The organism is Agrobacterium sp. CMT1 (genome assembly GCF_037203725.1).
In the GTDB taxonomy this organism is placed as follows: domain Bacteria; phylum Pseudomonadota; class Alphaproteobacteria; order Rhizobiales; family Rhizobiaceae; genus Agrobacterium; species Agrobacterium pusense.
Genome location: NZ_JBBCAR010000002.1, coordinates 251335 through 276078 on the forward strand (window position 1 = coordinate 251335; position 24744 = coordinate 276078).

Here is a 24744-nt window from a genome sequence, read left to right on the forward strand (position 1 = left end):
AAAGCATTCTAAACTAGAATGTTTGACACAAGTTTGTGATTGGGTCAGAACTCGCTTGCCGCAGCGTGAAGTTATTTCATGCCTGCTCAAGGAGAGGGATCATGATCCGCAAAACCATTCTCAGCGCTTCTTTCGCGCTTCTTGCCGCATCGGCGGCTTTCACCGCGGTTCCTGCAAAGGCTGCCACCGACGCGGCCGCTGTTGTCAAGCACTATGCCGATGTCGCACATGTGAAATACGAGGATTCGCTGATCACAGCGAAGGCGCTGGATAAGGCCGTCGACGCATTGATCGCCACACCGAGCGAAGAAACGTTAAAGGCCGCGCGGGAAGCCTGGATCAAGGCACGTGTTCCCTATCAACAGTCGGAAGTCTATCGTTTCGGCAACCCGATCGTTGACGATTGGGAAGGCAAGGTGAACGCCTGGCCGCTGGACGAAGGCCTGATCGACTACGTCGACGATGCCTATGGTACGGAAAGCGATGAAAACGAGCTTTATGTTGCGAATATCATCGCCAACCCGAAGATCAAGATCAGTGGTGAAGAGGTCGACGCCTCCAAGATCACCCCGGAACTCATCGAAAGCCTGCACGAGGCGGGCGATGTCGAAGCCAATGTGACGACCGGTTACCACGCCATCGAATTCCTGCTCTGGGGCCAGGATCTGAACGGCACCGGGCCGGGCGCAGGCAACCGCCCTTACACCGATTACGACAAGGCGAAATGCACGAACGGCAATTGCGACCGTCGCGCCGATTACCTGAAATCCGCCTCCACCCTGCTGATCAAGGATCTGCAGGAGATGGTCGACGCCTGGGCGCCGGAAGGCGAAGCAACCAAAACGCTGGAAGGCGATCCGAAGGCAGGCCTCACCGCCATTCTCACCGGCATGGGCTCGCTCTCCTATGGTGAATTGGCCGGCGAACGCATGAAACTTGGCCTTTTGCTGCACGATCCGGAAGAGGAGCATGATTGCTTCTCCGACAATACCTATAATTCGCATCTCAACGACGCGATCGGCATCGCCTCGGCCTATACCGGCGACTATACCCGTGTGGACGGAACGAAGATGACTGGCGCGTCGCTCTCGGAACTGGTCGGCGCCAAAGACAAGGCGTTGAACGACGAGATGCTGGCGAAGCTGGACAAGACGCTCAATGCCATGCACGCGATGGAAAAGCGCGCTCAGACGGTCGAGGCCTACGATCAAATGATCGGCGAGGGCAACAAGGAAGGCAACGCCGTGGTTCAGGCCGCCATCGATGGCCTCCTCGACCAGACGAAGTCGGTCGAACGCGTCATTGCTGCACTCGATCTCGGCAAGATTGACCTCGAAGGATCCGACAGCCTCGATAATCCGAACGCCGTTTTCAAATAAACGGCAAAAACGGGCCGCAGGGAGACTGCGGCCCGTTCCTCCCCGCACGCGTTTGACTTTCATGGAAATGTCTCTGTCGCCGATCCGTAGGCCGTTCTTATTCGCCGGGGCAGCCTGTCTTTTGGCGACGGCGACGCTTGCCGCATCCTTGCGTGACGATCTGACGGAAAATGACAGAAACCGCGTTCTTGCCGTAACCGCTCCGGCGATCGATTTTACCGACCCGGAGCCTTTCGAGGCCATGTCTGGCGGGGCGTCGACCAATACCAACAGAACTGACAGCAACGCGTTTTCCCATCCTTCAGCCACCATGCCCCCGAAGCGGAGGCAGGATTTTAAGCTCGGCAACGCGCTGTTTCAGAAATTGTGGGTCTCTTCTCCTTCTTCCACGCAGGCTTCAGACGGTTTGGGGCCGCTCTTCAACGCCCGATCCTGCCAGACGTGCCATGTAAAGGATGGCAGGGGCCGTCCGCCTCTTGCCGGCGAAGACGCCGTCTCCCTGTTTCTACGGCTGGCAAGGCCGGCTCGAGACGAGGCGGAACGGACGGCGATCGCGCGCCATGAAGTGTTGAACTTTCCTGACGACACTTATGGACGGCAGCTTCAGAATCTTGCCATTCCCGGCCTTGAGGCCGAGGGCAAGGCTGTCATCACCTATACGGAAAAGCGAGTGTCCCTGGCGGATGGCGAGATGGTGACGTTGCGCCAGCCTGATTATGCCGTGGCAGAGTTGAAATATGGCCCGCTCAGCGCCGATACTTCGCTGTCAGCACGCATTGCCATGCCGACCCTTGGGCTTGGCTTGATAGAAGCTATCAGCGACACCGATATTCTGGCCAACGCCGATCCGGACGACAAGAATGGGGACGGCATTCAAGGGCGTCCCGCTTGGGTCAAGGATCATCGCACCGGCGAAACGAAACTCGGGAGGTTTGGTTGGAAAGCTCAGAACGCGAGCGTACGCGACCAGAGCGCAAGCGCTTTCTCCCACGATATCGGCATCTCCACACCGGATGCGCCGAATGCCTATGGCGACTGTACCGACAGGCAGAAAAAATGTCTCGCCATGCCAACGGGCGTGCAACCGCGGCTCGGGCCAGTGGAGGCGCCGGATCAGATTCTCGATCTCGTGACCTTCTACACTGAAAACCTCGCCGTGCCGCAACGGCGTGATGTCGGTGAGCCGATGGTGCTGCGGGGCAAGCAACTCTTTTACGCATCAGGCTGCACGGCCTGCCACACCCCCAAATTCGTCACCCGACGCGATGCCGCCGATCCGATGCATGCATTTCAGCTTATCTGGCCCTATTCCGATTTTCTGCTGCATGACATGGGAGAGGAGCTTGCCGATGGCCAACAGGTGGGCGAAGCAAGCGGACGACACTGGCGGACCCAGCCTCTCTGGGGCATAGGTCTGACAGAACGCGTGAATGGCAATGGTTTTTACCTGCATGACGGGCGCGCGCGCAGCCTGACGGAAGCGATATTATGGCATGGCGGCGAAGGTCAGAAAGCGCGCGACGCCTTTGCCGTCTTGAAAAAATCCGACCGGCAGGCTTTGCTGGCCTTTCTGGAGTCTCTTTAATGAAAAAAGCCATGCGAAAAATCTCCGGCCTCATATCCGTACTGATGCTTTTGACCACACATCCGGCCATGGCCCAGGATGTGGAACTGATGCCGCCGCCACCGCTCGACCCCGCACAGGTGCGCGGCGTCATGGAAAAGGCAGTGAACGGCTTCATCCGACCCGGCTACGACCACTTCCGACGCTCGGCAGAGACGCTGGAGGACAGCATGAAGGCTTTCTGCGCGGCGCCTTCTGCTACGACGGAGAAGACGGCGAAGGACGCCTTTGCCGATGCGGTCTCAAGCTGGTCGACCATCGAGATCGTGCGTGTCGGCCCTGTCATCGAACAGAACCGTTTCGAGCGCGTCCTTTATTATCCCGACAAGAAGGGGCTCGGGCTGAAACAGGTTCAGCGTTACCTTTCCGACAAGGATGAAAGCGTTACCACCGCTGAAGGCCTGAGTGGCAAGAGCGTTGCCGCACAGGGGCTGGGCGCCCTGGAATTCATTCTCTACGGCACCGGCGCGAACGAACTTCTTGATAAGAAGGGCGATTTCCGCTGCCGTTTCGGAGCCGCCATTGCCGGCAATATCGCCGACGTCGCGGCAGAGCTTTCCGATAGCTGGAACGCGGCCGATGGCGCACAGAAAAACTGGACGCAGCCGGGGCCTGATAACCCCGTCTTCCGCGACGAACGAGAGGCGCTGGTTGCCCTGCTCGGCATTCTGGTGCACGGCGCCGAGGCGATCCGCGACCAGCGGATCGAGACCTTTTACAAGGGGCCGGACAAGGCGACGTTTCCCCGCACCGCCATTTACTGGCGGTCTGGCCTTACATGGAGAAGCATCTCCACAAACATCAAGGCCATTCAGACACTGCTGCATACCGCCGATATGGCCGAACTCGTCCCCCCCGACCAACGCTCCATCGTAAATTCCATCGACTTCATCGCCAAATCGATGATCCGCGTGGCCGGGACGATCGATGCAGATGTGCAAAAGGCGCTGGATCAGGACGATCAGCGCGCGAAGGTGGATTATCTTCTGCTGAACGGCAAAGACCTTATCTACCGGTTAAACGATCAATATGGCGGCGCGATTGGCCTCAGTTCCGGCTTCTCTTTCGCCGATGGGGATTGAGCCGATGATCTCCGGCACCAGGCGGACACTGATAGATCGGCGCAGCTTCATCAAAGCGGCGGGAGTTTCCTTCCTCACCGCCTTGGCTCCCCGTTCACTTTATGCGCTTGAGCGGACAGATGCGGTCTTTGCGTCTGCCTTCCGCGCCCGTGACGGGTCCTACGGCATTGCGACGGTGAGCGAGCGCGGCGAGATCATCGACCGCGTCACGCTTCCTGCCCGTGCCCATGGAATGGCGACGAGCCACGCGACCGGCATGACCGTGGCCTTTGCCCGCCGGCCGGGGACATTCTTTATGGCCTTCGACCCCGTGGGGCATCGCGAACCGATCGTGATGCACACGCCGGAAAACCGCCATTTCTACGGTCATGGACAGTTTTCGCCAGATGGGTCGATCCTCTATGCCAGCGAAAACGACTTCGACGGCAATCGTGGCGTTATCGGGCTCTATGACGCCAGAAACGGCTTCATACGCATCGGCGAATACGACGCGCATGGCGTCGGCACGCATGACATGACGGTGAGCGACGACGGGCGAACGATCATCATCGCAAATGGTGGTATCGAAACCCATCCGGATTTCGGCCGCACCAAGCTCAACGTCGACAGGATGCAACCTTCTCTCGTGCTGCTGGACGCCGCAACCGGCCTTTTGATTCAGAAACACACGATGCCGAACGGACTGCGGAAGCTATCCACACGTCATGTCGATATCGGGGATGACGGACGCATCTGGTTCGCCTGCCAGTATGAAGGACCGCGCAACGATCTTCCGCCACTTGTCGGCCATTTCTCTAGGGGTGAGGATGTAACCTTTGTGGATCTACCGGAAGAAACAACGGTCCGCCTTGCCAATTATGTGGGTGCCATCGCCGTCAACCGGCGCGATCAGCTGGTTGGCCTGACCTCGCCCAACGGCAACGCCGCCGTGACGCTGGATGCAAAAACCGGGCGTCTGGTTTCCGAGACGACAGTGCGGGACGCGGCAGGTGTTGCGCCCGCCTTAAGAGGCATCGCGGTTTCGTCCTATCAGGGGTTTTTCGGAACCCGGCGCAGCGATGTGGCATGGGACCAGCACATCGTGCGGCTATCCGGCTAAAATATTGAAAAAACAGGGGAACAAAAGCCCAACCGGCGCATTGGACCGATCATGAGAAATCTTGCGATCTATATTGTCTTTGTGGTTGTCGTTGTTGCCGTAGGGGCGTTGATCGGCGTCAACAATGTGCCCGGCGAATGGTATCAATCGCTGCAGAAGCCTTTCTTCAATCCGCCCAACTGGATTTTCGGGCCTGTCTGGACCGCGCTTTACGTGCTGATCGGCGTTGCTGGCGCGCGGACATGGATTCGCAAGCCGATGGGAACGCGCATGCGGCTCTGGTTCACCCAGATGGTACTGAACTTTCTGTGGTCGCCGATCTTTTTCGGCATGCAGAGTCCGGCTGGCGCATTGATTGTCATCATCCCGATGCTGATCAGCATTCTTGCCTTTATAGCGCTTTCCTATCGTCGTGACCGCATATCAATGTGGCTTTTCGTACCCTATGCCGTGTGGGTCGCCTTTGCGACGGTGCTCAACGCAAGCATCGGCATGCTTAACTAAAGTGCTTGCGCATTTCCAAAGGAAAAGCGCGCTGGATTTTTCCTAATTTCTCTAATTTGCCGCATCGCCCTTGTCTTGCCTGCCGCCCCGCGCCATGTCAGTTTGCGATGAGGCAGAAGCAGGCAGGCAGGCCATGGAGATCACTGATCCCGGCGATTTTCGTCAGCGGATAGAAAGAAGCTTTGCGCGGCAGGGCGTGGTTCAGGCGATTAACGCCGAAATCAGCCGTATCGAACACCGGCTGGTGGAAATCGAACTCCCTTTTCATGAAAAGCTGACGCAGCAGCACGGCATACTGCATGCGGGTGTCATCGCCGCCGGTCTGGATACCGCCTGCACCTATGCCGCCTATACGATCATTGAGCCGGAAGCCTCGCTGCTGACCATCGAGTTCAAGGTGAACCTCATGTCGCCGGGACGCGGCGAGCGGTTTCTGTTTCGCGGCGAGATCATCAAGCCAGGCAATAATCTTATCGTCGCCGATGGCCGCGCCTATGCCCTGTCCGATGGGCCGGCAAAGCTGATCGCCTCAATGACGGGCACGATGATGGTGGTGAAAGGACGCGAGGATATTACCGGATGAGCTACCGGCCTATGCATGTCGCGGATAAATCAATCCTCTTCGTCATGGCGGCTTCCGCCGAATACGGTCCCCACCTGCAGGCACGCATCACACCGCTGATGACCGGTGTTGGACCGGTCGAAGCGGCTATTGCGGTCACGACCGCTCTTGCCGGTCTCGATACGGCGGGCCATCTGCCAGACCTCGTCGTTTCGCTCGGCTCCGCCGGTTCCCGCACGCTCGAACAGACCGCAATCTACCAGGCGGTGTCGGTTTCTTATCGTGACATGGATGCCTCTCCCTTCGGTTTTGCGAAGGGTTGCACACCGTTTCTCGACCTGCCGGCGGAGGTGGCCTTGCCATTGCGGATACCCGATGTTGCCGGGGCGCGGCTTTCCACCGGCGCCAACGTCGTTTCAGGCGAGGCCTATGGGCTGATCGACGCCGATATGGTGGAAATGGAGACATATGCAGTTTTAAGAGCATGCCAGCGTTTCGGTTTACCGCTGATTGGCCTGCGCGGTATTTCCGACGGCAAGGCCGATGTGAAACACGTGAATGACTGGACCGAGTATCTGCACATCATCGACGAAAAACTGGCGGATGCCGTTGACCGGCTCTGTCGCGCTATCGAAGACGGCGCGATAGCCCTCTGAACCTTGCGATTTTCGCGATTTTCTACCGTTTGCCACCCGCTTCCGGGTTGCCTAAAGCCGCCATTTTCTTTAAAGGCTCGCCATGACCCAGATAGCCCATCCCGACAGCATTCTCATCATCGATTTCGGCAGCCAGGTGACGCAGCTGATTGCGCGCCGCATCCGCGAAGCCGGGGTCTATTGCGAAATCCACCCGTTCCAGAATGCCGCAGAGGCGTTTGAGAAACTTCAGCCCAAGGGCGTGATCTTCTCCGGCGGCCCCGCATCTGTCACGGCGGAAGGAAGCCCGCGCGCGCCGCAGGCAGTGTTCGACAGCAAGGTACCGATCCTCGGCATCTGCTATGGCCAGCAGACACTGTGCACACAGCTCGGCGGCGTTGTCGAGGGCGGCCATGCGGCGGAATTCGGCCGCGCCGATATCGACATCAAGAAGGCTAGCCCGCTGTTCGAAGGCTTCTGGGAGCAGGGCAAAAGCTACCCGGTGTGGATGAGCCATGGCGACCGCGTGACGAAGCTGCCGGAAGGTTTCGAGGTCATCGCAACCTCCGAAAACGCACCGTTCGCCATCGCAGCGGACGAGAAGCGCCACTATTACTCCACCATGTTCCATCCGGAAGTGGTGCATACGCCCGATGGCGGCAAGCTGCTGTCAAACTTCGTGCACAAGATCGTTGGTCTGAAATCCGACTGGACGATGGCGGCCTATCGCGCCGAGATGATCCGCAAGATCCGCGAGCAGGTCGGCACCGGCCGGGTGCTCTGTGCACTTTCAGGCGGCGTCGATTCTTCGGTTGCAGCTATTCTCATTCATGAGGCTATCGGCGACCAGCTGACCTGCGTTTACGTCGATCATGGGCTGATGCGGCTTGGGGAAAGCGAACAGGTCGTCGGCATGTTCCGCGACCACTACAATATTCCGCTTGTTCATGTGGACGCATCCGACCTGTTCCTCGGCGAACTCTCCGGCGTTTCCGATCCGGAAGTGAAGCGCAAGACCATCGGCCGTCTGTTCATCGAGGTTTTCGAGGCCGAAGCGGCCAAGATTGCCGCCGATGGCAAGGGTGCTCCGAACTTCCTCGCGCAGGGCACGCTCTACCCCGACGTCATCGAAAGTGTCTCCTTCTCCGGTGGCCCTTCGGTGACCATCAAGAGCCACCATAATGTCGGCGGTCTTCCCGAGCGCATGAACATGCAGCTCGTCGAGCCGCTGCGTGAACTCTTCAAGGATGAAGTGCGCGCTCTTGGCCGCGAACTCGGCCTGCCGGAAAGCTTCATCGGCCGCCATCCCTTCCCCGGTCCGGGTCTTGCGATCCGATGCCCCGGTGCGATTACCCGTGAAAAGCTCGATATTCTGCGTAAAGCGGATGCGATCTATCTCGACGAGATCCGCAAGGCCGGTCTTTACGACACCATCTGGCAGGCTTTCGCCGTGCTGCTGCCGGTCCAGACTGTTGGCGTCATGGGCGACTACCGAACCTATGACTTCGTCTGTGCGCTGCGCGCGGTGACCTCGGTGGACGGCATGACTGCGGATTTCTATCCCTACGACATGAACTTCCTCGGCCGTGCGGCAACCCGCATCATCAACGAAGTGCGCGGCATTAACCGTGTCGTCTACGATGTCACGAGCAAGCCGCCCGGCACGATCGAATGGGAATAGGACCATACTCGATACGGTGAGGTTGCTGCCGCAACGCCACCGTATCTAAGGAAGAAAGACGACGCCGCGACTAGTTCGCGGCGTTTTTGTTTTGTCGGATGAGATAGATCATCTGGGCAGTCAGGCCGACCACGAGGATCGCCAGCAATCCTGCCTGGGCGCCGAGAAGCAGCGGCGATTTCAGGTCTGTCACTATCGGATGACCGTCGGGAACACGGCGCAGAATTTCACTCACCGTCGGGACCATCAACAGAAACGCGGTAATGCTGAGACAGATGGTTTCAATATATCTGGCGATACGCGTTGAACCCAGAACGCGTTCGATACCGTAGCCTGCAAGCAGGAACAGGATGGTCAGGACGCCAACGACGTAGCTGATTGGCTGATGCGCCACAAGAAAGACAGTTGCAGCGCCAATCAGCATGGACACAAAGTAGATTGCCCCGGGCGTGGATCGGGGGACGATGCGACCGTAACGGGTAAACATGAAAATGGCCGCGGGAATGGCGGGCAGACTGCCGAGCGTGTGGATCCAGCCAAGCGAAGAAATACCGAACATGCGAAATTGCCTTTCTCTTCCTGAAAGATGGGGTGGTCCGGAACGCAGATTGTCGCCGGCATGTCTGCCAGAGCAGCGTCATTAGTTGATCGGTCGGTCTCGTTTGGGTCATGCGTCGACGCCCCTCGCAAGATGCAGTTCAAGCGGTGATGCGCTCCAGCATCGGGCGGGTTATGGCGCCAAAGCTTGTGGCATCGCCATGTGCGCGCGCTGAGAGCATTGCGCCGTGCACGGTGGCCATGAACATCTCAGCATTGACCCGCGCTGTGCCGGTTAGTGCAAGGCGCCCCTGGGAAGCGCCGCGCTCCAGCACGGCTGTAAGCCAGTCCGAGAGACTCCGAAAATGCGCACGCACCTCGAGAACGACCGCTTCGGGAAGAATCGGTATTTCGCCGGCAAGCAGCGCACAGACGCAGAAGGGATGGGTTGCATCGGCGATGCAGCGCTCCCAATAGCCGATATAGGCGCGAAGCTGCTCCAGCGGATCTGGAATGTGCTGCTCCAGCGCGGCGATACCGGCTTCGGCCTCGTGCCTGTACTGTGACACCAGTTTCGCGACCAAGTCCGCCTTGCTGGGAAAATGGTGATGGATACTCGCGTTGCGAATGCCGACTACATGGGAAATATCGGCATAGCTAAAACTATTATAGCCCCCTCTCACAATCAGGGTCCGGGCGCACTGGAGAATGTCATCGGCTTTGGTTTTAGAGCTTTTCATGCTTTTACCTACCAACTAGTAGGTAGAATGTCAAACACGTTCTTCGCAGTGAATAAGCCCCGGCGATGGGATCCGGACGAGGATCGACCCCGACGATCACAGGCGGAGAACCATAAAAGAAAGGCATGCCCTCAGCCGTTGCCCCGTCATTGCCTGGCCCCATCGACATATCACTCGCATTGGCTTCTTGGTTGGCCCTGCTTCCCGCCACCTTGGCTAGCGGATTGCTGGTCCTGCGGACCAGCTGGGAAGATCGTCTGCCCCAGACCGAGTTGCCGGGTTATACGGATTGCGTTAGCGAAAGTCCGTATCAGATGAAGTTTTGTTCGCTTTTTGTTCTTTCAATTTTCCTCGGCGATGATAATATTGCGGCCTTGAGCAAAGGCCGTGGAGCATCGTCGTGAGTTTCGAGTTGACGGATAATGGAGGGTTAGGGCAGCTTTTCCTCGAAGGCTTCGATCTGGAGAAGCAGCGACGGGTCAATCCGCGATTTAGCAACAAGGTCTTGATCGTGCTGAAGCCGCCGGTGGCCTTGGCGGAAAGAATTTTCACCGATGCATCGTGCCATGCCGCCGGGCGGACGAAGCGGGCGGCCCATCCAGCCGAGCTTCTGCATATCACCCTCCTTTGCGTCGGGTGTTTCGACACCGTGCCTCGCGGTTTTGCGAACCGGCTGAAGGCGGCACTGGCGGAAATAAAGGCGCGTCCCGTTCCGATTACATTCGATGGCAGCTCGCTTTTCGGCAATCGCAGCTGTCTGGCGCTAAGCAGCCGCCGCGAGATGCTGGAGCTCAGAGCATTGGCGAAGATGGTGCAGCGCGCCCTTTGGCGGGCCAATCTGCCCTTTGTCGCCGCATCGTCGTTCACGCCGCATCTCACCGTGGTCTATGGCTGCGGGAAAATCGATATCATGCCTGTTGAAAAACCATATAGCTGGCTGGCGGGCAGCTTCGAACTCATCTTCAGCCATAATGGACAGACGCGGCACGAATCTCTCGGGCGCTTCCCGCTTTCGGCGAAAGCGGACCGCTATGAGCAGCCGGAAAGTCAATTATATCTGCCGGAAAAAATATTCAGGCCGCAGAAGCGGTCGGCGCACAAGATGGCGGCACGATAACGCTTGCGTGAAAAAGCACGGCATACATGCCTAGCATTAGCTGCCCCACTGCTGTTAGACGCAGAGGATGCGCCAGCAAAAGCGCAGTTTGTAGCGCCCGCCGAGAACCGGGTGTTCCGGTATCTGGCGCGCGAGGCGGTGCCGCCTCGCCGGGAACGATAACCAGCTTAGAGCTGAACCTTGTCGAAAGCCTTGCCATCGATGCCGAGGGCTTCGAGATCGGCACGGGCGGGCTTGCGATGCGCGCGAACAGCGGCCGAAACCGAGAGCGCTGCACCGAGAACGGCGAAAGTTTCACCGAAGAAGTTACGCGATGTCTTTGCAACCTGACGCATTTTTCTCTCCATCTTTGATGCCCAGATAATGGGCATTTCCGCACCGTTCTACAACTCATGATGTAGCAGGGAAGCCATGCAGCTTTGCTCGCGCTCGTTCGGATATCAGCCATTGCGATTTCGCATGGCTCAGGCTTGGCGTCTTCAAAAGGACGCAGGGCGCCTCAGCCGGCGGGTTGAATAAGGCGGATATTTTGTTATGCCGGAAAGCTTGAACACAAAGAGGCTGGCAGCATGACGATCATCATTTACGGCATCAAGAACTGCGACACGATGAAGAAGGCCAGAAGCTGGCTGGAAACCCATGGCGTCGACTATTCTTTCCATGACTACAAGGCCTCGGGCATTGACCGCGCCCATCTGGAGACATGGTGCGATGCCGCGGGCTGGGAAATGGTTCTCAACCGCGCCGGTACGACCTTCAAAAAACTCGATGACGGCCAGAAGGCTGGCCTGAGCCGCGAGAAGGCCATTGCACTGATGCTGGAGCAGCCCTCTATGATCAAGCGTCCGGTGCTGGAGGCGAAGGGCAAGATAACCGTCGGTTTCAAGCCTGAAACCTACCAGACTCTTTTTGCGTGACTGCAATCTGCCATGTCCAAAACAACCCGCGCCACCCAGATGCTGAACAAGGCGGGCGTCGCCTTCACCACCGTTACCTATGATTACGACCCGAATGCAGACCGCATTGGCCTGCAGGCGGCCGAGGCGATCGGCGAGCCACCGCATCTGGTGCTGAAAACGCTGATGGCGGAGCTGGACGGCAAGCCGGTCTGTGTCGTCGTCCCTTCGGATCGTGAGGTCAGCATGAAGAGGCTTGCGGCCGCTTTCGGAGGCAAATCCGCCAGCATGATGAAACCTGCCGATGCCGAGCGTGCCACCGGTTACCATGTCGGCGGCATCAGCCCTTTCGGGCAGAAGAAGCAGGTGCCTACGGCCATCGAGGCCGAAGCGATGACGCATGATTATGTCTACATGAATGGTGGGCAGCGCGGCTTGCAGGTGAGGCTTTCTCCCCGAGATGCCCAAACGGCACTGAAGGCCATTGCCGCACCGCTGGTCGCCGATTGAGGCGCAGGGGCGCGCCTGAAAGCGTTTGGCTTTCAGGAGGAATGGGCTATGGTCGGCGCCTCCGATTGAAATAGACGAAGGCAGATCATGACTGTTTCCCCCATCGATCCCGTCAAACTCGAAAAACTGGCCGAAGTCGCCATCAAGGTCGGTCTGCAATTGCAGAAGGATCAGGATCTGGTGATTACCGCGCCGCTGGCAGCGCTGCCGCTGGTGCGATTGCTGACAAAACATGCCTATATGGCGGGCGGCGGACTGGTTACCACCTTTTACTCCGACGAAGAAACCACGCTTGCCCGCTATCGCCATGCGAGCGACGCCAATTTCGACCGGGCTTCCGGCTGGCTTTATGATGGCATGGCAAAGGCCTATTCGAACGGCGCGGCGCGGCTGGCAATTGCCGGCGATAACCCCATGCTGCTGGCCGAACAGGACCCCGCCAAGGTTGCCCGCGCCAATAAAGCAAACTCCACCGCCTATAAGCCGGCGCTGGAGAAGATTTCCAACTTCGACATCAACTGGAACATCATCTCCTATCCGAACCCCTCCTGGGCAAAGCAGGTGTTTCCCGACGTGACGGAAGACGAAGCGGTCCGCAGGCTTGCCGACGCCATCTTCGCTGCTTCGCGGGTGGATCTGGCTGATCCGGTCGCCGCATGGGCTGAGCACAATGCCAACCTTGCCAAGCGCTCGGCGTGGCTGAATGGCGAACGTTTCGCTTCACTGCATTTCACCGGCCCTGGCACGGATGTGAAGATCGGCTTGGCGGACGGCCACGAATGGCATGGCGGCGCCTCCACCGCCAAGAATGGGGTCACCTGCAACCCCAATATCCCGACCGAAGAAGTGTTCACGACACCGCACGCGTTGCGGGTCGACGGTTACGTCTCCAGCACCAAGCCCCTGTCGCATCAGGGAACGTTGATCGACGATATCCAGGTGAAGTTCGAGGGTGGACGTATCGTCGAAGCCAAGGCTTCGAAGGGCGAAGCTGTATTGAACAAGGTACTCGACACTGACGAAGGCGCGCGGCGCCTCGGTGAAGTGGCGCTGGTGCCGCATTCCTCGCCGATTTCGGCAAGCGGCATCCTGTTCTACAACACGCTGTTCGATGAAAATGCCTCGTGCCACATCGCGCTCGGTCAGTGCTATTCGAAATGCTTCCTCGACGGCGCGTCGCTGTCGCAGGATCAGATCAAGGCGCAGGGCGGCAATTCCAGCCTGATCCACATCGACTGGATGATCGGTTCCGACAAGGTGGATATCGATGGCGTGAGGCCGGATGGCTCCACGGTTCCTGTCATGCGCAAGGGCGAATGGGCCTGACGACACCTATCTCGGCAACTGGCTGCGCTGACTGAGCCAGATGCTGAAGAGCACCGCAACGAAACCTGCGATCTGCGCTGGCGTGAGGCTTTGGCCGAGCGTCAGCCAGCCGAGCAGGGTTGCAACGACCGGGCTTAGAAAACCAAGCGATGCGGCGGCGGAAGGTTCGATGCGGGCAAGTCCGCGGAACCACAGAAAATAGGTCAAGGCAGCGCCGATAAGACCCAGATAGGCCATGCCGAGAATATTGGCGGCCGTCGGCGTCGGCAGTGCGGGTTCAAAAAAATACGCGACCGGCAGCAGCAGGATACCACCGGCTGTCAGTTGCCAGGCGGTAAACGTCAGGTTCGACACCGGCGGACGCCATTTGCGGGTCAGCACTGTTCCAAAAGCCATGGACACGGCACCGGCAAGGCCTGCCGCCACGCCGATACCATCCATCGCAGCCCCCGGCGCCAGAACCAGAAGCGCCACACCGACAATACCCAGAAAACCGGCCGCGATAGCCAGCGGCCGGACCGGTGTCGCGAGAAACAGCCGGGAAAGGCCAATCACGATCAGGGGCTGGACCGCGCCCACCGTTGCCGCCACGCCGCCGGGCAGCCGATAGGCCGAAACGAAAAGCATCGCCCAGAAGAACGAGAAATTCAGTGCCCCCAGAATGAGGCTGCGCGGCCACCAGATACCGTTTGGCAGTTTTCTCACGAAAAGCAGCAGCAACACGCCAGCCGGCAATGCGCGCAGCATGGCGACATGCAGAGGGTATCCATGAGGCAAAAGCTCGGTGGTGACGAAATAGGTCGTGCCCCAAATAGCGGGAGCAAGAGAAGTCGTCAGCACATCGGCGGCATAGGCTGTATTTTTCTTCATTTCAAGAATCTCTATATCAAGACAAATGCACCCTAAGTGATTTTATCTTGACGTCAAGATACTAATTGTTATGCCTTGATGATGAGCAAAGAACCACTTGACCGCGTCGATCACATTCTGGCGCAATGGCGCAGGGAGCGGCCCGATCTCGATGTCGAACCCATGGCGCTGCTGGGGCGCCTGAACCGTCTCACCACCCATCTAGCGCGAGAGGTGGAGACCGTGCTGCTGAAGCACGGACTTTCCTCCTCCGCTTTCGATGTTCTCGCGACATTACGGCGTTCCGGATCACCCTACCGGCTTTCCCCCGGCGATCTGCTGGCGATGACAATGGTAAGCTCCGGCACCATGACCAACCGCATCGACCAGCTCGAAAAAGCTGGGTTTGTGAAGCGCATACATAATCCCGACGACCGGCGCAGCGTCTTGATATCGCTAACACAACCGGGATTTTCCATTGTCGAGGAAGCGGTCGGTGCACATGTCGAGAACCAGCAGCGCCTGGTCTCCAGTCTGAGCGAGGAAGAGCGCACGACGCTGAACCAGCTGTTGAAACGGTTCTTGCGGGATTTCGAAGCGTAGGCATTTCCGCCTGGCAAACATAATGCTCCGTGATGCCGCTTGTTTCGCGCCGAAAAATCCTGTAAGCAATTTTCCGTAAACCTGTACTACAGGTTGGAGGAAAAATGTTAAGTGCCATTTCGCATGAATCCGGTCTCGTCAGCAGCACGATCGGCGCGATCACCCGTCATATCCGCGAAAACGAACTTGCGCCCGGCGCAAAGCTCCCCAGCGAACTTTCGCTCTCGCAGCAGCTCGGCGTTTCCCGCACCGTCGTCCGTGAGGCCTTCCGGTCCCTATCGGCCATGCGGCTGATCGATGTCAGCGCCGGCAAACGCGCTACGGTAGCGACGCTGGATCATGGTGCGATGTCATTGATGTTCGAACACGGCATTCACACCGAACAGATCAATATCCAGCAGATCTACGATGTGCGCCGCACGATCGAGGTCAGAACCGTGACGCTCGCGGCGCTCAGAAGAACGGATGCGGAAGCGCTCACCATTCTCGACCATGCCAACAACATGGAGCGGGACTTTGGCGACAATGACAAGGTCATGGAACATGATCTGGCGTTTCACCTTGCTGTTGCAAGAGCCTCCAAGAACCCGGTTTTCGAACTCATTCTCGGCGCCTTTCAGAATGTGACGCGCCAGACGTGGCCGATCGGCTGGAAAAGCCGCACATCCGATGCACAGCGACATGCTGCAGGCGAACTTCACATCGCCATCGGACAGGCCATTGCCGCCGGTGACCCGCAAACCGCTTCAACGCTGATGGCGCGTCATTTCGATGAAAGCGTTCACGCGCTTCTGGCGGCCGGCATCGCCTGATTTTTTCAACGCAGTCCCAGACGGAAACTGACTGCCTCTGGAGGAGACACTTCATGAAAATCACCAAACTCGAGACCGTCCGCGTGGCGGAACGGGCAAACCTGCTCTGGGTTCTGGTCCATACGGATGAAGGCATTACCGGGCTTGGCGAAACCTTTTATGGCGCCGAGACGGTGGAGACCTATGTGCATGAATATATTGCACCCAGGGTCATCGGCCGCGATCCGCTGCAGATCGACCTTCTGGCGCAGGATCTCGTCGGTTATCTCGGCTTCCGCTCATCCGGTGCGGAAGTGCGCGGCAATTCGGCATTCGATATTGCGCTTTGGGATATTTTCGGCAAGGCCACCAACCAGCCGATAGCCCAGCTGCTCGGTGGTTTCAGCCGCAAGGAAATCCGTACCTACAATACCTGCGCGGGCACGGAATATATCAAGAAAGCCACCGGCCAGCAGACGGCCAATTACGGCCTCTCCGGTGGCAAGGATTATGACGATCTGAACGGCTTCCTGCATCGCGCGGACGAGCTTGCCCATTCGCTGCTGGAAGACGGCATCACGGCCATGAAGATCTGGCCTTTCGATGCAGCGGCGGAGAAGACGCGCGGGCAATATATCTCGATGCCGGACCTGAAGACTGCGCTTGAGCCGTTTGAAAAAATCCGCAAAGCGGTGGGCGACAAGATGGATATCATGGTGGAGTTTCACTCCATGTGGCAGCTTCTGCCCGCCATGCAGATCGCCAAGGCGCTCACGCCATACCAGACCTTCTGGCATGAAGACCCGATCAAGATGGACAGCCTTTCCAGCCTGACGCGGTATGCCGCCGTTTCGCCCGCACCGATTTCCGCGTCCGAAACGCTGGGCTCCCGCTGGGCCTTCCGCGACCTGCTCGAGACAGGTGCTGCCGGTGTGGTGATGCTTGATATCAGCTGGTGCGGCGGGATTTCCGAAGCGCGCAAGATTGCCTCGATGGCGGAAGCCTGGCATCTGCCGGTCGCCCCGCATGATTGCACCGGGCCGGTGGTGCTCTGCGCCTCCACACATCTGTCGCTCAATGCGCCGAATGCGCTGGTGCAGGAAAGCGTGCGTGCCTTCTACAAGACCTGGTATCGCGATCTCGTGACCGCATTGCCGGAAGTGAAGAACGGCATGATCACCGTGCCGCCAGGCGCTGGCCTCGGCATGGAGCTGCATCCCGATATCGAAAAGACCTTCACCGTCAGCCGCCGTTCTTCAGATTCGGCATCGATCTGATCAGAACAGGCTGCCCTGGTTGCCAGGGTCCGAAGAAGCCGGTTTGACCGGCTTCTTTTTCAACGCGACGGGCGTATCCGGGGACGGCGTCCCCTCTCCCGTTGTGATGGCGGAGACGCGACCGTCGGCAAATTCCATAGAGACAACAGCGCCTGACGCGATAGCCGCCGCGCGAGTCAGCGGCCGGTTCTCATCATCGCGGATCACCGCATAACCGCGATTCAGCACGTTCTTATAGGACAGCGATTGCAGGATACGATCATGGGCGGCGAGACCGGAACGGTTCTGCGCCATGCGATGCAACACGGCGGTATCGGCGCGACGAGACGCGGTGACGACGCGTTCCTTCTGCCGCTCCAGTTGGCCGAGAAGTCGGGCGGGGAGCGAACGCAACGCGGAATCGAAAGCATCAACGCGGCCCTGCCCCTGCAACAGGCGGCGTTCCACCAGGGTCTCGGCCCGGTGCATGCGTTCGGTGATCCGCTGCCTGTGGTGTTTGAGACCGTTCAACAGGGTTTCCGGCCTGAGACCCGAGGCAGAACGTTCGAAGGCACGGCGCTTGTTGAGGGCTGTTATTTCCAATCCGCGACCAAGACCACTCGCGGCCTCGTCGAACCGGCGGCGCGGCAAAGCAAGAAGCTGATCGAGCGAAGGCAGCGCGCGCACCAGCGCCCGCACACCTTGACGGCGATTGTCCATCTGTCGTGATACCGAGCCCGAAAGACGGGCAGCAAGGCCCGAAAGCTGCGCTTCGAGTTCCGCCCGCACCGGCACCGCCATTTCGGCGGCTCCCGTCGGCGTCGGGGCGCGCACGTCCGCGGCATAATCGATCAATGTCGTATCGGTCTCGTGTCCGACGGCGGAAATCAGCGGGATTTCGCTCTCGGCAGCGGCGCGCACGACGATTTCGTCATTGAAGCTCCAGAGGTCTTCGAGGCTGCCGCCGCCGCGCGCAACGATCATTACATCGGGGCGGGCAATCTCGCCACCGGGCTGAAGCGCGTTGAAGCCGCGAATGGCGTTCGCCACCTCCTCGCCCGAGCCTTCGCCCTGCACTTTGACCGGCCAGACGACGACATGGACCGGGAAACGATCCGAAATGCGGTGGAGAATATCGCGGATGACCGCGCCCGTCGGCGAGGTCACAACTCCAATGACGCGCGGCATGAAAGGCAGGCGGCGCTTGCGGGCCGGATCGAACAGCCCTTCCGCCGCCAGCCGCCGGCGGCGATCCTCCAAAAGCGCCATCAGCGCGCCGGCGCCGGCGGGCTCAAGGTTTTCGATGACGATCTGGTATTTCGAGGAACCGGGAAAGGTGGTGATCTTGCCGGTGGCGATGACTTCCATGCCCTCTTCCGGGCGGAATTTCAGCCGCGAGAAGGTGCCCTTCCAGATCACCGCATCGATGCGGGCGCGATCATCCTTCAGTGAGAAATAGGCGTGTCCTGACGAATGCGGCCCACGATAACCAGAAATTTCGCCCCGCACCCGCACCTGTTCGAACGCCGTCTCCACCGTGCGCTTGATGGAGCCCGACAGTTCGGAGACCGAGAATTCGGCAAGATTGCTCAATGCGGCGTGGGAGAAGATATCGCTCATGCCTGTTTGTAACCAAAAGCCGTCGATTCGGAAATGCCAGCGCCGGCCAGCGCTTTTTTAACCGCGATGAAACCATATCCTCAACTACAGAGTTAGGAAAATGGGGAATGGAGGAGAAAACAAGGGTTCGTTAGGGAAGACGGCGTTACGTCTGTCCCAGGCCCGGCAACCAAAGAGGAGGCGGCATCATGATTTTTCTCACCGCCACAGTGCTTGGCGTAACCGCAGTTGCGTTACGTTCGGTTTTCGGCATCGTTTTCATTTGCATGATGATTATCGGTGCCTATGGCGTGGCGATCGCACTTTCTCCCACGGCCGTACCGCTGATGTCGCTGCTTCTGGCACTCGCCGGTTACAATTTCGGTGTCGTCGGTGTCGTTATCAGCCTTCTCGTGCTGCAGCGCCCGCGTTCCACTCAGCCAACCCTCTAAAAGCCCCCGGCCTTGAGGCTTCCGCGCTTTGCCCTTACCGAGATTTGCGGGCTGGCCGCCGACATTATCGTTACCTGTCTGCTTATTTTCTATCTCGGCGTTGATGCGCTCGTCGCCCGCCTGCCCGGCGCGGCAACGGGGCTCGCAACAAGCTGGCGGCTGAACCGGGTCAATGCTGAGGCATCAGTTAGGCCGAACGGTTTTTTGATGAACGCCGTAACTTTTACCTCACGTATTGTCAGCGTCGGGCTTTTTGCGCTGCTGCAATGGCGCAACCCCCTGGTGCAACCGCTCGTGCCACTTGTCTTTTCATCATTCGCGGCACTGGTGCTGGCGCTTTACGGCTATTGGCGGCTTCAAAGGCAACGGCAAGAGCGAGACTAAACCGTTTCCCAGCCGTCCTTTTCCGCCGCCCGGTAGATGGCGTCGATGAAAAGCTGGTTCTTCCTTGAGCTTTCCAACGTGACGACCTCGCCCTCACCTTTCGCCGCACGGGCAAAGGCCTCCGCTTCCAGCTTGTACTGACGGCTGTCCTGAAACCGGAAGATTTGCGAGACGTTATGCGTCTGATTGGTTAACTCGATCTCTTCCGCACCCCACCGATTGGCGTTGAAGGGCGACTTTACCTCGATGTAACCGTCCGTGCCATGGAAGACCATGAGCTGGCGGGAGGCGAGTTGTGTCGCCAGATAGAAGCTCAGTTCAAAACCGCCGAAATCGGCCCTGACGCTAGCGTAGATATCCGTGCCGAATTCACTGTCGCGTTCGACGGTCGCTTGCACACGTTTTGGTTCCGCACCGGTGGCAAAACGCGTCACGATCGTCGGGTAGACGCCGATATCCGGCAGGGCGCCGCCGCCCAGTTCGGGAATATTACGCATATTACCGGGATCGCGGTTGAAGTAGGTGAAAGCGCCCTGCACATGTTTCAGCGAACCAATTGCGCCCGAAGCCAGCAGTTCTTTCACTTTCGCCCAGACCGGAGCGTAGGCCACCATGAAGGCCTCGGATACGATAACGCCGTTACGGTCGCGCGCGGCGATAAGGGCGTCTATCTCCTCGGCCTTTAATGAAATCGGCTTTTCGCAAAGAACATGCTTGCCGGCATCAGCCGCCCTGACGGTCCATTCCACATGCTGCGAAGTGGGAAGCGGAATATAAACCGCATCGATGACATCAGAAGCCAGCATTTCTTCATAGGAGCCAAAAGCGTAGGGCACTGAAAAGCGATCGGCCACCGCGCGCGCTTTGGCAGGATCGCGGCTGGCGATGGCGCTGACCACACAGTTCTGTGCATCCTGTATTGCCGGAATAATGTGGTCCTGAGCGATTTTCGCCGTTGAGATTATACCGAAGCGCAGCATTCCGTTCTCCCGTTCTGTCATTCCTGGAAACTTAGCACCGCCACACACTCTGGCAACCCGCGGCAGCGCGACTGATAAAGAATGGCCGGATTTGTCCGGTCATTGTCGGTCTGGCTGCTTTTATACGTACATCAAAAGGGAAATGATGCTAGACATGAACCCAACGGAGAACCGTGAAATGTCCTCTTCCAACACCGCGCTGCTTGTCATCGACGTTCAGGAATCCTTTCGTCACGCCCCCTACTTTGATGAGAGCGGCCTCACGCTTTATCTTGAGAAGCAGCAGGCGCTCATCGATGGCGCCAAAGCTGCTGGTATTCCCGTTGTGCAGATTCTCCATGTCGATGGTGACAAGGCCTTCTCAAAAGACAGCGGTTACATCCGCGCACTTGAGGGCGTAAGAATTACCCCAGATGTCACCTTTCACAAGAACCGCCATTCGGCCTTTGCCGGCACCGGTCTTGAAATCTGGCTGACTGAGAAGGGCATCAACCGATTGATCGTCTCCGGCATCCGTACCGAGCAATGCTGCGAAACCACGACCCGGCACGCTTCCGATCTTGGTTACAAAGTCGACTACGTCAGCGAAGCGACGCTGACTTTCCCGATGACACATGCTTCCGGCACCGTTTTCAGTGCGGAAGATATCCGCAAGCGAACCGAACTGGTGCTGGCTGGCCGCTTCGCGCGCATCGCAACTGTCAGCGACGTGCTTGCAACCATCAAAGAGGCCGCCTGATGGATGAGGGCGGCACCCGCGTCATTCCCTTTTATACGCTTGTGCCGCCACATGCGCTGTTGCTCGATATAGCCGGCCCGCTTGAGGTGATCCGTTATGCCAACGGGGAACAGCGCGACATCCATTTTGACTGCCGGTACATTGCTGCGAGCGACGAGCAACAAACTTCCATTGGCCTTGCGCTTGCCCGGCTTGAGAGCTTACCGGCGACGTTGCCGGAAAATGCTCTTCTACTGATCTCCGGGAGCACATCACGCTTCGACAGTGATCCGGGAACGCAGCGTGAGCGGCAGGCGCTGGCGACATGGCTGCGCCGTGCAGTGCGTCCCGACACCACGGTGATTTCCATTTGCTCCGGCGCGCTTCTGGCGGGCGAAGCGGGCCTTTTCGATGGACGCAACTGCACGACCCATGCCGACTGTATAGAGGGGCTACGCAGCATTGCGCCATTGTCACAGGTGGCCGAAAACCGCCTTTTCGTGGAGGACGGCAACCGTTTCTCCAGCGCCGGTATTTCCACCGGCATCGACCTGATGCTGCATGTGGTCTCCCGGCTGACATCGCCTGCGGTTGCGGCACGCATCGCCAAAACCATGGTGGTTTATCTCAGGCGTAGCGGTAACGATCCGCAAATCTCCCCCTGGCTCACAGGCCGCAACCACATCCATCCCGCCATTCACCGGGTGCAGGACCGCGTGATGGCCGAACCGGCGCAGGACTGGTCGCTGGAGCGGCTAGCGGATATCGCCGCGCTCAGCGAAAGGCATCTCTCACGTCTGTTTCGCGAGCATGCCGGCATCAGCGTCATCGATTATGTCAACCTGATGCGGGTCAACCTCGCCCGTGATATTCTCGCAAACAGCCGCCTTGATATGGAGGCCATTGCCGAACGGGCGGGTTTTGCCTCCGCGCGGCATTTGCGACGGGTCTGGCAGCAGCATAACCGTTATCCGCCCAGCCACTATCGCGGCTTTCACGCCTGATAATCTCGGACCTCCCGCAGCCTGATGATTGCCATCAAAGGAATTGAATGGTTATGCCGGCGGGCAGTTGCTAACCTTGCGATAAGACAGCAACAGGAGCATTCCCCGTGGAAAATCGAAGCCTCGGCCGCACCGGCCTCTCCATCGCGCCCATCGTCTTCGGCGGCAACGTGTTTGGCTGGACAGCGGATGAAAAGACGTCCTTTGCCCTGCTTGACGCCTTTTTTGATGCGGGGTTCAACGCCATCGACACGGCGGATGTCTATTCCGCCTGGGTGGATGGGCATGTGGGCGGTGAATCCGAGGCCATCATCGGCAAGTGGCTGAAACAATCCGGCGTCAGGCGCGAGGACGCGGTGATCGTCACCAAGGTAGGTTTCGACAATCGCGGCCAGAAGACCGGTCTCAGTGCCAAGTGGATCGCCGAAGCCGTCGAAGCTTCGCTGAAGCGGCTTCAGACTGATTATATCGACCTTTACCTCGCGCATAAGCCGGATGCCGACGTGCCGCTGGAAGAAACACTTGCCGCCTTCGCAAAACTGAAGGAACAGGGAAAAATTCGCGCCATAGGCTGCTCCAACTATTCCGCGAGCCAGCTTCAGGATGCGCTGGACACGGCAGAAAAAAATAATCTTCCGCGTTACGACGTGCTGCAGCCGGAATACAACCTCTATAACCGCAAGGATTTCGAAGGCCCGCTTGCCGAGCTTTGCCAGAAGGAAGAGATTGGCGTCATCAATTATTACAGCCTAGCGGCCGGCTTTCTGACCGGGAAATATCGTGCCAAGGCCGATACAGAGGGCGTCGCCCGCAGCTATCGCGTGGGCGAATATGTCAATGCCCGTGGCCTTGCCGTCTTGGGGGCCATGGATGCGGTGGCAGTCGAAACGGGGGCCAAGCTTGCAGATATTGCATTGGCCTGGCTGTTGAGAAAGAAGGCGATAACCGCGCCCATCGCCAGCGCCACCAGCCTGTCCCAGCTCGAAAGCTTCAAACGCGCCGTTGAGTTGACCTTGACGGATGAGATGATAACGCTTCTCGACAAGGCGGGTGCATAAATGGAGCTTGTAATTCGCGATGCGCAGCCGGCTGACCGGGCGGAATGGCTGCGCCTATGGAACGACTATCTCGCCTTTTACGATGTCGATCTTGCCGACGAGGTAACCGACCATACCTGGGAGCGCATTCTCGACCCCGCCTCCCGCGTTTCGATGCGGGTGGCAATGCTTGGCGACCGCATGGCCGGTTTCGCCATTCACCACTTCCATGATTCCACTTGGGTGAAAACGCCTGACTGCTATCTGGAAGACCTTTTTGTCGATGGCGAAATCCGCGGTAAGGGGACGGGCCGGGCGCTGATGGATGACCTTATCGCTATCTGCAAGGAAAAGGGCTGGTCCAGGCTTTACTGGAACACCGGTGAGGACAATCACCGCGCCCAGAAGCTCTACGACAGCTACGTGAAAAGCGACGGCCATATCCGCTATCGCATCACCTTCTGATCACCCCCGGAAGCGGAAGAAATCCACGAAGGCCCTCAGCGCCGGACGCATCTGCCGGCGCGAGGGGTAATAGATGTAAAATCCATCAAACGGCGCGCACCAATCCTCGAGAACGCGGATCAGCCTGCCCTCCCTTATATCGTCTTCGACACGCTGTTCAAAAACGAAGGCAAGCCCTGCACCGTCTATCGCCGCCCGGCGAATGAGACTCTGGTCCGACAGGATCAGCGGCCCCTGAACGTCGACCACAAGCGCTTTGCCATTTTTCTCCAGCTCCCAGCGATAGATCAATCCACTCGCAAAACGCCGGCGGATGCAGCGATGCCGGATGAGGTCCCTCGGATCACGGGGAGGCGGATTTTCCGCAAAATAGGACGGTGCGCCGACAATCGCGCCACGCCAGGCCCCGCTCGCTTTCACGGCGATCATATCTGCATCGAGATGTTCCCCGAGACGAAGCCCGGCATCGAAACCTTTTGCGACAATATCTTCAAAGCGATCATCGGTCGAAATTTCGAGGGAGATTTCGGGATAGAGCCGCAGGAATTCCCCCAGCCGGGGCACAATAAGATCTTCAGCGGCAAGTCTGGGGAGAGTGATGCGCAAAGGACCTGCGGGGCGACCGCCCTGTTCGGCAAGGGTATCGATGACGGCGTCGATATCGGCAAGCGCCGGACCCAAGGTTTCGAGAAGCCGCTTTCCCTCCTCTGTCGGAGAAACGCTGCGGGTGGTACGGTGAAGTAGCCGCAGGCCCAGGCTCGCCTCCAGCGACGAGACCGCATGGCTAACGGCGGAAGGGGCAATACCGAGTTCGGCAGCCGCCTTGCGAAAGCTCCGGCCTTCGGCAACGGCGGAGAGAACGGCCAGTTGGGAGAGTTGCACACGGTTCATTGTTCTAAATTATAGAACAACCC

The 24744-nt window shown here is 58.6% G+C and carries 28 protein-coding genes; 21 read left to right on the plus strand and 7 right to left on the minus strand.

Features of this window, described 5'->3' with window-relative positions; translation table 11 throughout:
* Positions 1-101: 101 nt before the first annotated feature.
* The 8 genes from WA845_RS03885 (at position 102) to guaA (ending at position 8566) form a co-directional block, all read left to right on the plus strand.
* On the plus strand, positions 102-1379 hold the full coding sequence (locus WA845_RS03885; RefSeq protein WP_112555995.1) for an imelysin family protein: 1278 nt from the start codon (positions 102-104) through the stop codon (positions 1377-1379).
* A gap of 61 nt (positions 1380-1440) precedes the next feature.
* Entirely contained in the window at positions 1441-2964 is a 1524-nt protein-coding gene (locus tag WA845_RS03890; protein WP_112556164.1) for a di-heme oxidoredictase family protein, read from the plus strand.
* The gene (locus WA845_RS03895; RefSeq protein WP_112555997.1) at positions 2964-4085 is read left to right on the plus strand and encodes an imelysin family protein; all 1122 of its coding nucleotides are present in this window, start codon (positions 2964-2966) and stop codon (positions 4083-4085) included. The genes WA845_RS03890 and WA845_RS03895 overlap by 1 nt, the downstream gene beginning before the upstream one ends.
* Positions 4086-4089: 4 nt before the next feature.
* Entirely contained in the window at positions 4090-5184 is a 1095-nt protein-coding gene (locus WA845_RS03900) for a DUF1513 domain-containing protein (protein ID WP_112556166.1), read from the plus strand.
* Between the two features lie 51 nt (positions 5185-5235).
* Positions 5236-5688, plus strand: a complete 453-nt coding sequence (locus WA845_RS03905; RefSeq protein WP_035206657.1) for a TspO/MBR family protein — start codon at positions 5236-5238, stop codon at positions 5686-5688.
* A 133-nt stretch (positions 5689-5821) separates the two neighbouring features.
* Positions 5822-6271, plus strand: a complete 450-nt coding sequence (locus tag WA845_RS03910; RefSeq protein WP_003520131.1) for a PaaI family thioesterase — start codon at positions 5822-5824, stop codon at positions 6269-6271.
* Positions 6268-6906 carry a 5'-methylthioadenosine/S-adenosylhomocysteine nucleosidase gene (locus tag WA845_RS03915; protein ID WP_004439434.1) on the plus strand — a complete coding sequence of 213 codons (639 nt, stop codon included), beginning with the start codon at positions 6268-6270 and terminating at the stop codon, positions 6904-6906. The genes WA845_RS03910 and WA845_RS03915 overlap by 4 nt, the downstream gene beginning before the upstream one ends.
* Positions 6907-6988: 82 nt before the next feature.
* Positions 6989-8566: a glutamine-hydrolyzing GMP synthase gene (gene guaA, locus WA845_RS03920; protein WP_022555471.1), complete on the plus strand. Its 1578-nt coding sequence runs from the start codon at positions 6989-6991 to the stop codon at positions 8564-8566.
* Between the two features lie 70 nt (positions 8567-8636).
* Here guaA and WA845_RS03925 read toward each other — a convergent pair whose 3' ends face one another.
* Positions 8637-9125 carry a hypothetical protein gene (locus WA845_RS03925; protein WP_006699713.1) on the minus strand — a complete coding sequence of 163 codons (489 nt, stop codon included), beginning with the start codon at positions 9123-9125 and terminating at the stop codon, positions 8637-8639.
* A gap of 139 nt (positions 9126-9264) precedes the next feature.
* On the minus strand, positions 9265-9843 hold the full coding sequence (locus WA845_RS03930; RefSeq protein WP_022555470.1) for a TetR/AcrR family transcriptional regulator: 579 nt from the start codon (positions 9841-9843) through the stop codon (positions 9265-9267).
* 400 nt (positions 9844-10243) lie between these two features.
* Between WA845_RS03930 and WA845_RS03935 the strand changes: the two genes are divergently transcribed.
* Positions 10244-10960 (plus strand): 2'-5' RNA ligase family protein, encoded by a 717-nt coding sequence (locus tag WA845_RS03935; RefSeq protein WP_112555999.1) that lies wholly within the window; start codon positions 10244-10246, stop codon positions 10958-10960.
* A 167-nt stretch (positions 10961-11127) separates the two neighbouring features.
* On the opposite strand, the gene WA845_RS03940 is transcribed toward WA845_RS03935, so the two are convergent.
* Positions 11128-11295 carry a hypothetical protein gene (locus tag WA845_RS03940; RefSeq protein WP_003503889.1) on the minus strand — a complete coding sequence of 56 codons (168 nt, stop codon included), beginning with the start codon at positions 11293-11295 and terminating at the stop codon, positions 11128-11130.
* Between the two features lie 234 nt (positions 11296-11529).
* On the opposite strand from WA845_RS03940, the gene WA845_RS03945 reads away from it, so the two are divergent.
* From WA845_RS03945 to WA845_RS03955, 3 genes are all read left to right on the plus strand, one after another.
* Positions 11530-11877, plus strand: a complete 348-nt coding sequence (locus WA845_RS03945) for an ArsC family reductase (protein WP_004439419.1) — start codon at positions 11530-11532, stop codon at positions 11875-11877.
* Positions 11878-11889: 12 nt separating this feature from the next.
* Entirely contained in the window at positions 11890-12366 is a 477-nt protein-coding gene (gene ybaK, locus WA845_RS03950; protein ID WP_004439416.1) for a Cys-tRNA(Pro) deacylase, read from the plus strand.
* A gap of 87 nt (positions 12367-12453) precedes the next feature.
* A complete protein-coding gene (locus WA845_RS03955) occupies positions 12454-13692 on the plus strand; it encodes an aminopeptidase (protein WP_035206643.1) in 1239 nt (412 codons plus the stop codon).
* 6 nt (positions 13693-13698) lie between these two features.
* Here the strand turns inward: WA845_RS03955 and pecM are convergent, their stop codons facing one another.
* Complete coding sequence (gene pecM, locus WA845_RS03960; RefSeq protein ID WP_112556001.1) at positions 13699-14562, minus strand: 4-hydroxybenzaldehyde efflux transporter PecM; 864 nt, start codon at positions 14560-14562, stop codon at positions 13699-13701.
* 81 nt (positions 14563-14643) lie between these two features.
* Between pecM and WA845_RS03965 the strand changes: the two genes are divergently transcribed.
* The 3 genes from WA845_RS03965 to WA845_RS03975 all read left to right on the plus strand — a co-directional run bounded on the left by WA845_RS03965 (position 14644) and on the right by WA845_RS03975 (position 17212).
* Complete coding sequence (locus WA845_RS03965) at positions 14644-15144, plus strand: MarR family winged helix-turn-helix transcriptional regulator (RefSeq protein ID WP_006699719.1); 501 nt, start codon at positions 14644-14646, stop codon at positions 15142-15144.
* 104 nt (positions 15145-15248) lie between these two features.
* A complete protein-coding gene (locus tag WA845_RS03970; RefSeq protein WP_004439405.1) occupies positions 15249-15956 on the plus strand; it encodes a FadR/GntR family transcriptional regulator in 708 nt (235 codons plus the stop codon).
* 53 nt (positions 15957-16009) lie between these two features.
* Positions 16010-17212 (plus strand): enolase C-terminal domain-like protein, encoded by a 1203-nt coding sequence (locus WA845_RS03975; RefSeq protein ID WP_112556003.1) that lies wholly within the window; start codon positions 16010-16012, stop codon positions 17210-17212.
* On the opposite strand, the gene xseA is transcribed toward WA845_RS03975, so the two are convergent.
* On the minus strand, positions 17213-18811 hold the full coding sequence (xseA, locus tag WA845_RS03980) for an exodeoxyribonuclease VII large subunit (RefSeq protein WP_112556005.1): 1599 nt from the start codon (positions 18809-18811) through the stop codon (positions 17213-17215).
* A 188-nt stretch (positions 18812-18999) separates the two neighbouring features.
* Here xseA and WA845_RS03985 point away from each other — a divergent pair, with 188 nt between their 5' ends.
* Positions 19000-19242 (plus strand): hypothetical protein, encoded by a 243-nt coding sequence (locus WA845_RS03985; protein WP_037089439.1) that lies wholly within the window; start codon positions 19000-19002, stop codon positions 19240-19242.
* A 12-nt stretch (positions 19243-19254) separates the two neighbouring features.
* Positions 19255-19626: a hypothetical protein gene (locus WA845_RS03990; protein ID WP_112556008.1), complete on the plus strand. Its 372-nt coding sequence runs from the start codon at positions 19255-19257 to the stop codon at positions 19624-19626.
* Here the strand turns inward: WA845_RS03990 and WA845_RS03995 are convergent.
* The gene (locus WA845_RS03995; RefSeq protein WP_112556009.1) at positions 19623-20606 is read right to left on the minus strand and encodes a Gfo/Idh/MocA family oxidoreductase; all 984 of its coding nucleotides are present in this window, start codon (positions 20604-20606) and stop codon (positions 19623-19625) included. The genes WA845_RS03990 and WA845_RS03995 overlap by 4 nt on opposite strands.
* Positions 20607-20784: 178 nt before the next feature.
* Between WA845_RS03995 and WA845_RS04000 the strand changes: the two genes are divergently transcribed.
* From WA845_RS04000 to WA845_RS04015, 4 genes are all read left to right on the plus strand, one after another.
* Positions 20785-21345, plus strand: a complete 561-nt coding sequence (locus WA845_RS04000; RefSeq protein ID WP_048902644.1) for an isochorismatase family protein — start codon at positions 20785-20787, stop codon at positions 21343-21345.
* The gene (locus WA845_RS04005) at positions 21345-22328 is read left to right on the plus strand and encodes a GlxA family transcriptional regulator (RefSeq protein WP_112556011.1); all 984 of its coding nucleotides are present in this window, start codon (positions 21345-21347) and stop codon (positions 22326-22328) included. The genes WA845_RS04000 and WA845_RS04005 overlap by 1 nt, the downstream gene beginning before the upstream one ends.
* Positions 22329-22435: 107 nt before the next feature.
* Positions 22436-23386, plus strand: a complete 951-nt coding sequence (locus WA845_RS04010; RefSeq protein WP_112556013.1) for an aldo/keto reductase — start codon at positions 22436-22438, stop codon at positions 23384-23386.
* Entirely contained in the window at positions 23387-23830 is a 444-nt protein-coding gene (locus tag WA845_RS04015) for a GNAT family N-acetyltransferase (RefSeq protein WP_006699727.1), read from the plus strand. It abuts the gene before it with no gap.
* Here the strand turns inward: WA845_RS04015 and WA845_RS04020 are convergent, their stop codons facing one another.
* On the minus strand, positions 23831-24721 hold the full coding sequence (locus WA845_RS04020; protein WP_004439376.1) for a LysR family transcriptional regulator: 891 nt from the start codon (positions 24719-24721) through the stop codon (positions 23831-23833).
* Between the last annotated feature and the right edge of the window lie 23 nt (positions 24722-24744).

Coding starts and splice junctions, on each gene's coding strand:
- WA845_RS04020 (WP_004439376.1), bottom strand. CDS start 24,721: ATGAACCGTGTGCAACTCTCCCAACTGGCCGTTCTCTCCGCCGTTGCC.
- xseA (WP_112556005.1), bottom strand. CDS start 18,811: ATGAGCGATATCTTCTCCCACGCCGCATTGAGCAATCTTGCCGAATTC.
- WA845_RS03910 (WP_003520131.1), top strand. CDS start 5,822: ATGGAGATCACTGATCCCGGCGATTTTCGTCAGCGGATAGAAAGAAGC.
- WA845_RS03890 (WP_112556164.1), top strand. CDS start 1,441: ATGGAAATGTCTCTGTCGCCGATCCGTAGGCCGTTCTTATTCGCCGGG.
- ybaK (WP_004439416.1), top strand. CDS start 11,890: ATGTCCAAAACAACCCGCGCCACCCAGATGCTGAACAAGGCGGGCGTC.
- WA845_RS03915 (WP_004439434.1), top strand. CDS start 6,268: ATGAGCTACCGGCCTATGCATGTCGCGGATAAATCAATCCTCTTCGTC.
- WA845_RS03975 (WP_112556003.1), top strand. CDS start 16,010: ATGAAAATCACCAAACTCGAGACCGTCCGCGTGGCGGAACGGGCAAAC.
- guaA (WP_022555471.1), top strand. CDS start 6,989: ATGACCCAGATAGCCCATCCCGACAGCATTCTCATCATCGATTTCGGC.
- WA845_RS03985 (WP_037089439.1), top strand. CDS start 19,000: ATGATTTTTCTCACCGCCACAGTGCTTGGCGTAACCGCAGTTGCGTTA.
- WA845_RS03940 (WP_003503889.1), bottom strand. CDS start 11,295: ATGCGTCAGGTTGCAAAGACATCGCGTAACTTCTTCGGTGAAACTTTC.
- WA845_RS03885 (WP_112555995.1), top strand. CDS start 102: ATGATCCGCAAAACCATTCTCAGCGCTTCTTTCGCGCTTCTTGCCGCA.
- WA845_RS03945 (WP_004439419.1), top strand. CDS start 11,530: ATGACGATCATCATTTACGGCATCAAGAACTGCGACACGATGAAGAAG.
- WA845_RS03895 (WP_112555997.1), top strand. CDS start 2,964: ATGAAAAAAGCCATGCGAAAAATCTCCGGCCTCATATCCGTACTGATG.
- WA845_RS03965 (WP_006699719.1), top strand. CDS start 14,644: ATGAGCAAAGAACCACTTGACCGCGTCGATCACATTCTGGCGCAATGG.
- pecM (WP_112556001.1), bottom strand. CDS start 14,562: ATGAAGAAAAATACAGCCTATGCCGCCGATGTGCTGACGACTTCTCTT.
- WA845_RS04000 (WP_048902644.1), top strand. CDS start 20,785: ATGTCCTCTTCCAACACCGCGCTGCTTGTCATCGACGTTCAGGAATCC.
- WA845_RS04005 (WP_112556011.1), top strand. CDS start 21,345: ATGGATGAGGGCGGCACCCGCGTCATTCCCTTTTATACGCTTGTGCCG.
- WA845_RS03995 (WP_112556009.1), bottom strand. CDS start 20,606: ATGCTGCGCTTCGGTATAATCTCAACGGCGAAAATCGCTCAGGACCAC.
- WA845_RS03955 (WP_035206643.1), top strand. CDS start 12,454: ATGACTGTTTCCCCCATCGATCCCGTCAAACTCGAAAAACTGGCCGAA.
- WA845_RS03930 (WP_022555470.1), bottom strand. CDS start 9,843: ATGAAAAGCTCTAAAACCAAAGCCGATGACATTCTCCAGTGCGCCCGG.
- WA845_RS03900 (WP_112556166.1), top strand. CDS start 4,090: ATGATCTCCGGCACCAGGCGGACACTGATAGATCGGCGCAGCTTCATC.
- WA845_RS03925 (WP_006699713.1), bottom strand. CDS start 9,125: ATGTTCGGTATTTCTTCGCTTGGCTGGATCCACACGCTCGGCAGTCTG.
- WA845_RS04015 (WP_006699727.1), top strand. CDS start 23,387: ATGGAGCTTGTAATTCGCGATGCGCAGCCGGCTGACCGGGCGGAATGG.
- WA845_RS03905 (WP_035206657.1), top strand. CDS start 5,236: ATGAGAAATCTTGCGATCTATATTGTCTTTGTGGTTGTCGTTGTTGCC.
- WA845_RS03970 (WP_004439405.1), top strand. CDS start 15,249: ATGTTAAGTGCCATTTCGCATGAATCCGGTCTCGTCAGCAGCACGATC.